Raw genomic sequence first — 13173 nt, forward strand, 5'->3', positions numbered from 1 at the left:
GAAGCGGAAGGCGGCTTCAACTTACAAGCGCGCCAGATTCTGACGCGGAAGTTAGGGAGGGTTGCCCAGCTCTCTCCGCGTCATTGCGAGCGCAGCGAAGCAATCCAGGACTGTTTCCGCGGAGAAAGACTGGATTGCTTCGCTGCGCTCGCCATGACGATGTTGAGAGCGCGCGCTATGTCGGGCGGCTCACTTCTAGGCCCGCTTGCCGTTGTTCTTCTCCGCGGCGCGGCGCATCGCCTCGGCGAGCGCACCGCCACCGCCACCGCCGGAGGATTCCTGCTTGCGCGGGGCCGACGAGGTCATGCGGGCGGGGTTGCGAGAAGAATTGTCGCGCTGCATGCCGGGCGCGTCCTTCTTGGCGCCGACCTCGTCGTCGAGGCGGAGCGTCAATGAGATGCGCTTGCGGGCGACCTCGAAGTCCAGCACCTTGACCTTGACGATGTCGCCCGGCTTCACCACCTCGCGCGGGTCCTTGATGAAGGTCTTGGACATCGCCGAGATGTGCACGAGGCCGTCCTGGTGCACGCCGATATCGACGAAGGCGCCGAAGGCGGCGACGTTGGTGACGGTGCCCTCGAGGATCATGCCTTTCTGGAGATCCTTGATCTCCTCGACGCCTTCCTTGAACACCGCGGCCTTGAACGCCGGGCGCGGGTCGCGGCCAGGCTTTTCCAGTTCCTTCAAGATGTCGGTGACGGTCGGCAGACCGAAGGTCTCGTCGACGAAATCCTTCGGCTTCAGCGTACGCACGATCTCGCTCGAGCCGATCAGCGCCTTGATGTCGCTCTTGGTCGCCGCGAGAATCCGGCGCACCACCGGATAGGCTTCCGGATGCACGCCGGAGGCATCGAGCGGGTCCTCGCCGCCGAGGATGCGCAGGAAGCCGGCGCACTGCTCGAACGCCTTCGGTCCGAGCCGCGGCACCTCTTTCAGCGCCTTGCGCGACTTGAACGGGCCGTTGGCATCGCGATGGGCCACGATGCTCTGTGCAAGGCCCGAGCCAACGCCCGACACGCGGGCCAGCAGCGGAGCGGACGCCGTATTGACGTCAACGCCGACCGCGTTCACGCAATCTTCGACCACCGCATCAAGCGACTTCGCCAGTTTGGCCTGGCCGAGATCATGCTGATACTGGCCGACGCCGATCGCCTTGGGCTCGATCTTGACGAGCTCGGCGAGCGGATCCTGCAGACGGCGGGCGATCGAGACTGCGCCACGCAGCGTAACGTCGAGGCCCGGCAGCTCTTCCGATGCGAAAGCCGAGGCGGAATAGACCGACGCGCCGGCTTCCGACACCACGATCTTGGACATCTTCAGCTCTGGAAGGCCCTTAACCAGCTCGGTCGCGAGCTTGTCGGTCTCGCGCGAGGCGGTGCCGTTGCCGATCGCGATCAGCTCGACGCGATGCTTGATCGCCAGCCTTCCGAGCGTCGCCAGCGACTCATTCCACTGCCGTTGCGGCTCGTGCGGATAGATCGCTGTCGTGTCGACCACCTTGCCGGTGGCATCGACGACGGCGACCTTGACGCCGGTGCGGTAACCTGGATCGAGCCCCATGGTGACGCGGGTGCCGGCGGGCGCGGCCAGCAGGAGATCGCGCAGGTTGGAAGCGAACACGCGCACGGCTTCGGTCTCGGCTGCGTTCCACAACCGCATGCGCAGGTCGATGTTGAGATGCACCTGGATCTTGGTGCGCCAGGCCCAGCGCACGGTGTCGATCAGCCAGCGGTCGCCGGGGCGCTTGAGGTCGGCGATGCCGAACCGCTTCATGATCTTCAATTCATAGGTCCCCGGAACGCCTGCGGGCGGCGCTTCCTCGGCCTGGATCTGGAGATCGAGAATCTCCTCCTTTTCGCCGCGGAACATCGCGAGGATGCGGTGCGACGGCAGCTTGGTCAGGGGCTCCGAGAAATCGAAATAGTCGGCGAACTTCTCGCCCTCGGTCTTCTTGCCCTCGCGCACCTTGGAGGCCATGCGCGCATTGGTCCACATGTCCTCGCGCAAGGCGCCGATCAAGTCGGCGTCCTCGTCGAAGCGTTCGACCAGGATGGCGCGGGCGCCGTCGAGCGCGGCAGTCGCATCCGCAACGCCCTTCTCGGCGTTGATGAAGCCTTCGGCGACGACCTTCGGATCGTTACCGGGCTCGGCCATCAGCTTGACGGCGAGCGGCTCGAGGCCGGCCTCCTTGGCGACTTCCGCCTTGGTGCGGCGCTTCGGCTTGAACGGCAGATAGATGTCTTCCAGGCGCGCCTTGCTGTCCGCGGCGAGAATGGAGGCCTCCAGCGCGGCATCGAGCTTGCCCTGCTCGCGGACCGATTCGAGGATCGCCTTGCGGCGATCTTCGAGCTCGCGCAGGTACACCAGGCGTTCCTCCAGGGTCCGCAATTGCGCGTCGTCGAGCGCACCGGTCGCTTCCTTGCGGTAGCGGGCGATGAAGGGAACCGTGGCGCCGCCGTCGAGCAGCGTCACCGCCGCCTCAACCTGCTCCGCCCGTACCCCAAGCTCCTGCGCAATTTTCTGGTTGATATTTGCCACGCGAGATTTCCTCTGTCTTCCAAAGCACGCGACGCAGACCGGAATCCGGCCGCGGGACGCCGCTTATGGACCAACCGAGGTTGATTCATCAAGGTGCGCTACGCAACCGTCGACAGAGGATTTTTTGTCGGACCGATGCCATCTCGCCACAATCGTGGGGATGTCGGGGCGGGGCACGAAAGCGAGATTCGATGCATACTCCCTCCACTAGTGAAGCAATCCAGAATTCCTCCCCGGAAAGACTCTGGATTGCTTCGCTGCGCTCGCAATGACGGAGTATGTCGCAACAGCTCCGGCTTCAAGCTCACTTTCATCGGGCTCGCGCTTCGCGCGCTCCGGAATGACGATCGAGCGTTTTGCCCGGATTGCGCTGCGCTCCGCGCGGGCTACGGACGTCTCACACTTGACATCCACCCGCTTCCACGGCTGGTTGACCCTGCCGGACCACCGAACTGCCCACAAGGACACTCCATGCGCACCACATCGGTCGGCGTCTTCAAGATTGCCACCAAGGGCCCCGGCGACGTCTCCGGCCTGATGAGCCTGATCGGATCAGGCGCGGTCGATCCAGCCTCCATCCTGGCGATCCTCGGCAAGACCGAGGGCAATGGCGGCGTCAACGATTTCACCCGGGAATATGCCGTCGCCGCATTGTGCACGGCGCTGGCGCCGAAGCTCAAGCTGGCGCCGCACGAGGTCGAGCAGCGCATCGCCTTCGTGATGTCCGGCGGCACCGAAGGCGTGCTGAGCCCGCATATCACAGTGTTTACGCGCCAGGAGATTCAACAGCGACCGGCAGGCCTCTCCGGCAAGCGGCTGAGCATCGGCATGGCGCAGACTCGCGATTTCCTGCCCGAGGAACTCGGCCGCTCGGCGCAGATCACCGAGACGGCCAAGGCGGTGAAGGCTGCGATGGCGGATGCGGGCATCACTGACACCGCCGACGTCCATTTCGTCCAGATCAAATGTCCGCTGCTGACCAGCGAGCGTGTCGAGGCGGCCGCCGCGCGCGGCAGCAAGACCGCGACGACCAGCGCCTACAGCTCGATGGCCTATTCGCGCGGCGCATCCGCGCTCGGCGTTGCGGTCGCGCTCGGCGAAATCGCGCCTGACATCCGCGATGAAGACGTGCTGCGGCGCTACGATCTGTTCTCGAAGGTTGCGTCGACCTCGTCCGGGATCGAGCTGATGCACAACGTCGTCATCGTGCTCGGCAATTCGGAAGGCTCCGCGAGCGAATTCGAGATCGGACATGCCGTCATGAGCGATGCGATCGATGCTCCGGCCGTCATATCGGCATTGACGAGTGTCGGGCTTGGCGTCGCACCGCAAGTTGCCGCGAACCGCGAGCTCGTAAACATCTTCGCCAAGGCCGAGGCCTCCCCCGACGGCGCCGTGCGCGGCTTCCGCCACACCATGCTCGAGGACACCGACATCAGCTCGACGCGCCATGCCCGCGCCGCCGTCGGCGGCCTGATCGCCGGCCTTGCCGGCACCGGCGCGGTCTACGTTTCGGGCGGCGCCGAGCATCAGGGCCCGGCGGGCGGCGGACCGGTTGCGGTGATCGCGCGGCTCTCCGATTAACGGGCCACCTCTCCGCCCGGCGCAACCCTGCCCCTCGCGGCGGCTCAGTTGATTCATGCCGGCCCTTGCGAAAAAGGTGACGCAACACCTCGAGGGATCTGACTTCATGACTATGCCGATGAGCTGGAATGAATGGACGCAGCACGATGGCGTCGGCCTGGCGGCGCGCGTCCGCAAGGGCGAATTGACGGCCAAGGAATTGGCACGTCAGGCGGCCGCTGCCGTTGCCAAGGTCAATCCGACGCTGTCGGGCGTGGTCGAGCTGTTCGATGACGTGATCGCCGATCCCGCCAAGGACGGCGCCAACCTCGCCGGCCCATTCGCCGGCCTGCCCTTCCTGATGAAGGATCTGGGTCCGACCATGAAGGGTCGCCTGCAGGAGATGGGCTCGCTGCTGATGCGCGGTAACCGCGCTGCGGCCGACACGTTCCTGACCGGTAAATTCCGCCAGGCCGGCCTCAATCTGATCGGGCGCACCACGACGCCGGAATTCGGCGTGTGCTCTTCGGCCGACAATCCCGCGGTCTACGTCACCCGCAATCCCTGGAATACCGACTACACCACCTGCGGCTCGTCGGCCGGAAGCGCCGCGATGGTCGCGGCCGGCGTAGTGCCGATCGCGCATGCGACCGACGGCGGCGGCTCGATCCGCATTCCCGCCGGCGTCAACGGCAATATCGGCCTGAAGGTGTCGCGCGGCGTATTCTCGCTGGCGCCGCACATGTCGGATCTCACCGGCCTCGTCTCGATCCAGGGCTGCCAGTCGCGCACGGTGCGCGACACCGCGGCCTTCGTCGACCATGCCCGCGGGCCCGCGCCCGGCGAGTTCATGCCGTTCTGGACCACGGCGCAGCCCTATTCCGAGATGATCAAGCGCGATCCCGGAAAGCTCCGCATCGCGCTGTCCCACACCTGGGGCGACTACACCGCGACGTCCGAGATCGCAGCCGAGCTGGCGAAGGCCGGACGCTTCCTCGAGGGCCTCGGCCACCACGTCGACTATGCCTTGCCGGAGCTCGACCTTCCGGCCGCGTTCGAGGCGCAGACCACCTGTTACATCTCGAATTTCGCGGTGGTGATCTCCAACGTGCTGGCCGCGCGCGGGCTGGAAAAGCCGCCGGAAGATCTGATCGAGCCCATGAACATCCGGATCTGGGAAGCCGGACGCCACACCAGCTTCGCCGAACGCGCCAAGATGCAGGGCGTGTTCAACACGACCTCGCGCGGCTTCGGCAGCTTCTTCGAGCAGTGGGACGTGATACTGACGCCGATCACCGCGCTGCCGACGCCGAAGGTCGGCACGAAGCAATACCTCACGATCTCCGACAATCCTGACGTGCGCGATTGGTTCGACAATCTCTGGCGCTTCTTCGCCTTCACGCCGCTCGCCAATCTCTGCGGCATGCCGGCGATCTCGATGCCGATGGCAGCGCAAGAGCACGGCCTTCCGCTCGGCATCCAGGCGATCGCCAAGCAGGCCAATGACGGCCTCTTGCTGCAACTTGCCGCCCAGATCGAGCGCGCGCTGGACGGCAAGTGGAACGGCGGCAGGAAGCCGAAGGTGCATGTCGGCTGATTAGAAGCGATCGCATTCGAATGCGATCGCTTCTCTGAGGCGTCAATTCTTCACGGCCGGAATGTCTTCCAGCGGCGGCTGCTCCTGACCCTGCTTGTACATCGCCAGCGCCTTGTCGAGCGCTTCGCGCAGCGCCAGAGCGGCGGCAACGCTGCAGCGCAAGTGCGCGGTCTGGACCACGTCGACCCTGACGGCGGCGCCGACCGGCATCAGGAGATTCGCGGCGAGCTCGATCTGGATCGCACCGTTGTGGTGGCCGAAGCAGGATGCACCGTCGAAATAGATGATCGGCGCCCGTTCCGAGCTCGAGCTGGAAATGGTGACGGGCCCCGGATTGGTGACGGGTGTTTCGGGGTCGGCCATGGGATACTCCTCGCGGGCGATGGGACGCCCACCATCGTTGCTTCGGCGGGCTGTGTCGAGGCCAAACCGGCATTGCAGGGCCGCCGTGCGAGGTTTTGCGCCGCCCCCGACACTGGTCTAGAACGTCGTCATGCCCAGCTCATCCACCACGCTTTCCTTCGAGGAACTCGCCGAGGCCATCAAGGGCCGCCGTTCCGATTATGGCCATATCAGCGGACTTCAACTCGACCGCTTCGCGCCGGGCGAGGCGTGGTCGAGCTTGCCCTATCGTCCCGTCTTCGTCGGCGACACCGAAACCGGCGTGCTGCATGGCGGCGTCGTCACCGCCATGCTGGACGAGAGCTGCGGCATGGCGGTGCAGCTCGCGCTCGACGGCACCAGCGCGATCGCAACGCTCGACCTGCGCATCGACTACCAGAAGCCGGCGACTCCAGGCCTCGCCATCAAGGCGCATTCGGTCTGCTACCGCACCACCCGCTCGATCGCCTTCGTGCGCTCCACCGCGTACCAGGACTCCGAGGACGATCCGGTGGCGACCGCAACTGCCTGCTTCATGATCGGCGCCAACCGCACCAACATGCTGGCGGACCGCAAGATGGATTCGCGCAGCCTTCCGACGCTGGAAGCGCCTGACGATCCGGACGGCCCGTTCGCCACCAGTCCGTTCGCGCGCGCCCTCGGCATTCGGGTCAACGGCGACGGCACGCTGACGATGCCGTTCTCGCCGAAGATCATCGGCAACCCGATCCTGCCTGCCATCCACGGCGGCATGACCGGCGCGTTCCTCGAGACCACGGCGATCCTCGGCGTGCGGCGCGAACTCGGCATCGTGGCGCTGCCGAAGCCCATTGGGCTCACCATCAACTACTTGCGCTCCGGCCGGGCGCTGGACACAATCGCCAATGTCTCGATCGTGAAGCAGGGCCGGCGTATCGTGGCCTTCGAAGCGCGAGCCTGGCAGGACGATCCGGGCAAGCCGATCGCCTCCGCCTTCGGTCATTTCATGCTGCGGCCGACGCCGGGAAGTGACGAGGAATAGGCGTAATTTACTTGACGGAAGCGCCTTGACGTCGAAGGCTCGGTGTCGAAGGCTTGAGCTCCCACGATAGCGCCTTCCAGCAAGAGGTATTGGGTTGCGGCATCCGATTGACATCATCGCCATGTTTGCCGCCATCTGGCTGCTGGCCTCGATGGTGCTCGACGCGGTGACGCCGAAGGAGCTGACGGCGGTCCTGATCGCGATCGCGCTCGCGCCCGCGGTGGTCATCACCGCGGTGTTCTACTATCTGCGCTGTCCGCGCACCGATTTCGCGGTGATCTTCGCAGCGCTCTGGCTGATCTCCGACATCGCCATTGCCTTCATCTCGCCCAAGGAGCTGCCGCACTGGCTGATCGGGCTCGGCTTCGTGCCGGCGGCGCTGATCGGCATCGTGCTGCACTGGCAGCGCTTCCAGCGCCGCCACGAGCGATTGCCCGTGCCGTCGACGAAGCGCGGCTAAGGCCAGGCAATCAGCCGCTTTGAACCGCGAGATCGTAGGCATCGATCGTCACCTTTGCGCGCGTGGCGACATCGGTGGCGGACATGCCGGGCTTGTAGAGGCTCGAGCCGAGCCCAAAGGCAGAGACGCCGCCCTTGATGTATTCAGCAAAGTTCTGGTCGGAGACGCCGCCGACGGCGGCGATCATCACGCCCGCGGGCAACACGGCGCGGATCGCGGCAATGCCGGATGCGCCGAGCACGCTTGCCGGAAAGAACTTCAAGCCGGATGCGCCGGAGCGCGCGGCGAGCAAGGCCTCGGTCGGCGAGAACACACCGGGCAGCGTCACCATGCCGTGCTGATGCGCGCGCGCCAGCACGTCGGTGTCGACATTCGGCGAGACCATGAGCATGCCGCCGACATCGTTGAGGCGATCGACATCTGCCGCTGACAGCACCGTGCCGGCGCCGATCAGCACGCCTGAAGGCGCCAGCTTCGCCGCAAGGCCGATCGAGCGGAATGGATCCGGCGAGTTCAAGGGTATCTCGATCGCGGTCATGCCGGCCTCGATCAGCACGCCGACGATAGCTTCGGTCTCCTCGGGCTTGACGCCACGGAGGATCGCGACCAGAGGCCGCTTCATCGGCGGGAAGGGAACGCTCATCTCAAGTATCCTTCTACTCCGTCCAGATCGCCGCCGCCGCCATGGACAGGCCGCGACGCACCGCTTCATCGGCATCGATCGGATTCACGTTGACCGACAACGCATCGAAAGCCTGACGATACAATGCAGCGAGCCGGCCCGACGCAATCAGCGTGATGCCAGCTTTCGGCACGCTGCCGGAAAGTCCTGCCGCGAGCTCCGTGCCGATCAACGTGCCCGACAATGTCGCGCGCGCGGCAGCCGGCGTGCCGCCGAATAGCAGCTGGCGCGACCGCGCTGTGAACAGCAAATTCGCGGCGAAGGCCGGCGCATCGAAGGCGGCTTTCACCGCCGCCTTGAAGCTCGCGATATCCTCGGCCTCGTCGGCGCCGGCGACCGCGAGCGCCAAGATCGTCTCGCGCGACACGACGCTGAACAGCTCGCCGGTCATGAACGTCGCGAAATGCTCGACAATGCCGTCCTTCACGCGCACCCATTTCGAATGCGTGCCGGGCATGCAGACCAGCGCCTCGCCCGCGGCACCGAGTCCGAGCGCGCCGAGCAATTGCGTCTCCTCGCCGCGCATCACGTCCGGAGCCTTCATGTCGCGCTGCGCGATGCCCGGCAGGATGCGGATGTCGCGCACCTCGCCGGGCACCCGTGCGGCCTGCTTCAGAACCGCGGACAAGGGCGCCGGCGTGTCGACATAGCCGGCCTCGACCCAGCCGGTCTTTGCCCCGGCCATGCCGCAGACCAGGACGGGCAGATCAGCAGGCGCCTCGACGGCCGCAAGATGCGATCGCAGCACGCCTGCAAACCCCGCCTTGGCCGCGGCCAACATGCCCTCGCCGCTGCGACGCTCGGCCAGCACGTTCCCCGCGCGATCGACCAGCCAGAGCCGGAAACTGCTGGTGCCCCAGTCCACCGCGACGTTTGCGGGTTCGGTCATGTCACGCCTATCCTCGTCTCACCGGCAAGACGCCGTCTCACGACATCGAGACGGCGCCTTGCAAATCTGCCTCGGGATATCGGCAATTGCCGCGACAAACCAGCCTTTTCTCGCGAGCTCCGAGCCGCGAAGCGCGCTGGCACACCGCTTGCTGAAGCTGTTCCTGTTCAAGCCAGAGAACGCGCAGCAAGACGCGTCAACATCAGATGAGGAACCCCATGGAGATCGGCTATTTCACGATGCCTTCACATCCGCCGGAGTGCGGCCTGAAGGAAGGACATGATTGGGACCTGCAGGTCCTGCGCTGGCTCGACGAACTCGGCTATCAGGAAGCCTGGATCGGTGAGCACCACACTGCGCCCTGGGAACCCAATCCCACGCCTGATCTCTTGATTGCGCAGGCGCTGATGCAGACCAAGCGCCTGCGCATCGGGCCAGGCGGCTTCCTGCTGCCCTATCATCATCCGGCCGAACTCGCCAACCGCGTCGCGATGCTGGACCATCTCTCCGAGGGTCGGCTCAATTTCGGCGTCGCGGCGAGCGGCCTGCCGAGCGACTGGGCGATGTTCAACGTCGACGGCATGAGCGGCCAGAACCGCGACATGACCCGCGAGGCGCTGGAGATCATCCTGAAGCTATGGACCGAGCCGGCACCGTTCACCCACAAGGGCAAATTCTGGACGGTGAGCAAGCCGGACACCATGTTCGATTTCCTCAAGCCTCACATCAAGCCGTTGCAGGCGCCGCATCCGCCGATCGGCGTCGCAGGCCTGTCCAAGAACTCGGACACCTTGAAGCTTGCGGGTGAGCGCGGTTTCATTCCGATGAGCCTCAATCTCAACCCGGCCTATGTCTCCAGTCATTGGGATTCGGTCGAGATTGGCGCTGCGAAAACAGGCCGCAAGCCGAACCGGCAGGACTGGCGGCTGGTGCGCGAGGTGTTCGTCGCCGACACGGACGAGGAAGCCTGGAAGCTCTCGACCGGCGACATGATGGGCCGGATGATGAGCGAGTACTTCCTGCCGCTGCTCGGCCATTTCGGCTTCAAGGATTATCTGAAGCACGCCCCCGACGTGCCGGACAGCGACGTCACGGTCGAATATTGCGCCAAGCGGAACTGGATCGTCGGCTCGCCGGCGACCGTCGCCGAGAAGATCGAGAAGATCTACGACGAGGTCGGCGGCTTCGGCGTGCTCTGCGTGTTCGGCTTCGACTACAAGCACAAGCCGGAAGCCTGGCACCGCTCGCTCGCGCTGCTCAAGAACGAGGTGATGCCGCGCCTGAAGCATCTCGGCTCCGCGAAGAAGGCGGCTTGACCTGATACGGGTGCGGCGCGAACGTGTCGCACCCGCTACTATTTTCGGAGATGTCCGCGTGACCGTCGACGCCAAAGACTTCAAGCAGGCGATGCGCCAATGTGCCGGCGCGGTCGCGCTGGTCACTATCGGCGCCGAGCATGGCAAGCGCACCGGGCTCACGGTGACGTCGGCCTGCTCGCTCTCGGACAATCCGCCCTCGCTGATCGTCTGCGTCAACCGCAATGCCAGCGCTCACGCCCGCATCCGCGAGGAAGGCGCGTTCGCGATCAACTTCCTGCACGAGGATCACGCGCTGCTGGCGCTGACCTTTAGCGGCCAGAAGGGCGTCAATGGCGATGACCGGTTTGCGTTCGGCCAATGGACGCGCGGCGTCACGGGCGCGCCGGTTCTGACCGACGCCGTCGCCGCGTTCGATTGCGCGCTGGCGCAGGAGTTCGAGACCGGGACGCATTCGATCTTCGTCGGCGAAGTGCGTCGTGCGGCGTATTCGGCCGCGGCGGCGCCGCTGGTGTATTTGCGCAGCAGTTTCCACACGCCGCAGGAAATCCGCGAGACTGTTTCAGTCGGCGATCTCGATTCACGGCATTTGAGCTGGACGGATTTTTCGTAAACAGCGCCCCCCGCCGCGAATACAGTATCGTAGAGTGGGCAAAGCGAAGCGTGCCCACGCACGTCAACACTCGGTTAGAGATGGTGGGCACGGCGCAAGTGCGCCTTTGCCGACCCTACGATTCCGGGCCGGCGGAGAGATACCCTTTGCCATCGCCGCTTGCGATTGAGCCCTATTGCGCGGCGTCGATCTTCAGCTGCTTGATCTTCCGATACAGCGTCGCGCGGCTGAGCTTTAACGCGCGGGCAGCCTCCGTCACGCGGCCGCCGTTCTTGCGCAGCGCCTGGAGGATCGTGGTGCGCTCGGCCGCCTCGAGATCAATCTCCGTTGTCCGCCCACCGAACGGCGGAAGATCGAGATCGGCGTCCATGATGACGCCATCCTCGGCCGTGCAGCCGGCCAGCCGCAGCGCGTGGCGAAGCTGGCGCATGTTGCCGGGAAACGGATAGGCCAACAACTGCGCCCAAGCCTCCTGCGAGAGCCGGCAGTTCGGCGCCTCCTCGCGGGCAACCTGCCGGATGATGTCATCGCGGTCGACGCGCTCGCGCAAGGCGGGCAGCCGCACTTCCATGCCGCGCAGGCGGAAATAGAGGTCGGCGCGGAAAGCCCCTTCCTCCGCCATGCGGCCGAGGTCGCGATGGGTGGCACTGATCAGGCGGATGTCGACGGCGACGGGCTTGAGCGAACCGAGCGGCCAGACCTCGCGATTCTCCAGCACGCGCAGGAGCCGCGTCTGCAAGCCGATCGGCATGTCGCCGATCTCGTCGAGAAACAGCGTGCCACCGTCCGCCTGCACGATCAGGCCCTTCGAGCCGTCGCGGCGCGCGCCGGTGAAAGCGCCGGCTTCGTAACCAAACAGCTCGGCGTCGATCAGGCTCTCGGGCATCGCCGCGCAATTCAGCGCGACGTAGTTGCTGCGGGCGCGGTTGCTCGCGGCATGAATCGCGCGGGCGAACACGTCCTTGCCGACGCCGGTCTCGCCATGCAGCAGCACCGGCAGATTGTGATCGCCGATGCTCCGGAGGCGCTTCACGCTCCTGATCAGACCGGGGTCGCGGCCGGCGAGCCGGTGCAGGGCATCGAAGCGATCGACGGGCGCATCACGACGTAACGCCGCAGCCTTTGCGCGCAGCGGCGGGGCGACATGGCTCTGGCCCAATGGACGCCCATCGGCGCGGCGCATCTCGAGGATGTCGTCGGCATGGTGCGAATGGTCGAGCTTGATGTAGCGCGACAGATCGATACCTGAGGCGATCAGGCCGTCGGTGAGGCCGAGAAGCGCCCGCGCCGAGCGGCAGGCGCCGACGATGCGGCGGTCCTCGTCATAGGCGAGCAGGCCGCTGCCGCCATCGCCTGGCACGGTGGCGATCCAGGCGTTGCGGAAATGGTCGCGGAAGATCGCGCCCTCCATCCGCCGTGTCGCCTCCATCGTCACCGCCAGCGCAAGCTGATGCGCGGACCGTTCGAGGTCCTCGCGGCAGGAGGTGATGTTGATCGCGCCGGCGAGACGGCCGTCGTGGTCGAACAGCGGCGCCACGGCGCAGGAGAACATGTGCCATTGCGCGCGGAAATGCTCGTCGCGATGCACCAGGATCGGCTTCTGCTCGGCGAGCGCTGTACCAAGTCCGTTGGTGCCCTCGAAGGTCTCGGCGAAATTCGAGCCGGTGTAGATTTTCCAGTCCAGAAACATCCGCGCGTCGGCCTCGCCCGGGAGACGGCTGAACAGCATGGTCGCGTTCGCGTCAGCCAGATTGACGCAATAGCCCGCATCGCGCAGCACGCGGGCGAGATCGTCGAGCTTGGGCGTGAGCAGCCGGATGGTCTCTTCCAGGGGCTCGGCGACGTGACGGATCTCGGCCTCGGTGAGGGTCTGCGGCGGACCCTGGCGGGCGGGGTCGAGCTTGTGGCTGATCAGGCATCGCCGCCAGGAGTTTTCGATGCGCGAGGAGGCATCGACGTCGGCCACATGATTGGCCACGGACAAGACGCGGGCGACATGGTTCGAGGCCGAAAGGCTGGCCATCGCGGACGTCTCCACCCTGTATTATTGTGCAAAGTCTGGCACCTCAGGCTGGGATGTCAATCGGGAACCGGGATGCAGCTATTGCTGCAC

At 65.6% G+C, this 13173-nt stretch carries 11 protein-coding genes; 6 read left to right on the forward strand and 5 right to left on the reverse strand.

What is annotated here, in order from left to right; all coding sequences use genetic code 11:
* Nucleotides 1-195: 195 nt before the first annotated feature.
* The gene (locus IF809_RS22250) at nucleotides 196-2538 is read right to left on the reverse strand and encodes a Tex family protein (RefSeq protein WP_462838528.1); all 2343 of its coding nucleotides are present in this window, start codon (nucleotides 2536-2538) and stop codon (nucleotides 196-198) included.
* Nucleotides 2539-3009: 471 nt separating this feature from the next.
* Between IF809_RS22250 and atzD the strand changes: the two genes are divergently transcribed.
* Together atzD and IF809_RS22260 are read left to right on the forward strand one after the other, a co-directional pair.
* Entirely contained in the window at nucleotides 3010-4122 is a 1113-nt protein-coding gene (atzD, locus tag IF809_RS22255) for a cyanuric acid amidohydrolase (protein ID WP_462838529.1), read from the forward strand.
* A 106-nt stretch (nucleotides 4123-4228) separates the two neighbouring features.
* On the forward strand, nucleotides 4229-5698 hold the full coding sequence (locus tag IF809_RS22260; protein WP_462838530.1) for an amidase: 1470 nt from the start codon (nucleotides 4229-4231) through the stop codon (nucleotides 5696-5698).
* A 42-nt stretch (nucleotides 5699-5740) separates the two neighbouring features.
* Here the strand turns inward: IF809_RS22260 and IF809_RS22265 are convergent, their stop codons facing one another.
* Complete coding sequence (locus IF809_RS22265) at nucleotides 5741-6061, reverse strand: hypothetical protein (protein ID WP_128968211.1); 321 nt, start codon at nucleotides 6059-6061, stop codon at nucleotides 5741-5743.
* Nucleotides 6062-6191: 130 nt separating this feature from the next.
* Here IF809_RS22265 and IF809_RS22270 point away from each other — a divergent pair, with 130 nt between their 5' ends.
* Both IF809_RS22270 and IF809_RS22275 read left to right on the forward strand, forming a co-directional pair.
* Nucleotides 6192-7100, forward strand: coding sequence for a PaaI family thioesterase (locus tag IF809_RS22270; protein ID WP_462838531.1), 909 nt, complete (start codon nucleotides 6192-6194; stop codon nucleotides 7098-7100).
* 94 nt (nucleotides 7101-7194) lie between these two features.
* Entirely contained in the window at nucleotides 7195-7560 is a 366-nt protein-coding gene (locus IF809_RS22275) for a hypothetical protein (protein WP_164938868.1), read from the forward strand.
* Between the two features lie 10 nt (nucleotides 7561-7570).
* Here the strand turns inward: IF809_RS22275 and IF809_RS22280 are convergent, their stop codons facing one another.
* Together IF809_RS22280 and IF809_RS22285 are read right to left on the reverse strand one after the other, a co-directional pair.
* The gene (locus IF809_RS22280; RefSeq protein ID WP_462838532.1) at nucleotides 7571-8203 is read right to left on the reverse strand and encodes a 2-dehydro-3-deoxy-6-phosphogalactonate aldolase; all 633 of its coding nucleotides are present in this window, start codon (nucleotides 8201-8203) and stop codon (nucleotides 7571-7573) included.
* Nucleotides 8204-8216: 13 nt separating this feature from the next.
* Nucleotides 8217-9131 (reverse strand): 2-dehydro-3-deoxygalactonokinase, encoded by a 915-nt coding sequence (locus IF809_RS22285; RefSeq protein WP_462838533.1) that lies wholly within the window; start codon nucleotides 9129-9131, stop codon nucleotides 8217-8219.
* A gap of 218 nt (nucleotides 9132-9349) precedes the next feature.
* Here IF809_RS22285 and IF809_RS22290 point away from each other — a divergent pair, with 218 nt between their 5' ends.
* The gene (locus IF809_RS22290; protein WP_128968215.1) at nucleotides 9350-10447 is read left to right on the forward strand and encodes an LLM class flavin-dependent oxidoreductase; all 1098 of its coding nucleotides are present in this window, start codon (nucleotides 9350-9352) and stop codon (nucleotides 10445-10447) included.
* A 58-nt stretch (nucleotides 10448-10505) separates the two neighbouring features.
* Entirely contained in the window at nucleotides 10506-11060 is a 555-nt protein-coding gene (locus IF809_RS22295) for a flavin reductase family protein (protein ID WP_462838534.1), read from the forward strand.
* 172 nt (nucleotides 11061-11232) lie between these two features.
* Here IF809_RS22295 and IF809_RS22300 read toward each other — a convergent pair whose 3' ends face one another.
* Nucleotides 11233-13083: a sigma-54-dependent Fis family transcriptional regulator gene (locus IF809_RS22300; RefSeq protein ID WP_462838535.1), complete on the reverse strand. Its 1851-nt coding sequence runs from the start codon at nucleotides 13081-13083 to the stop codon at nucleotides 11233-11235.
* Between the last annotated feature and the right edge of the window lie 90 nt (nucleotides 13084-13173).

This window comes from Bradyrhizobium sp. UFLA06-24, assembly GCF_054967145.1.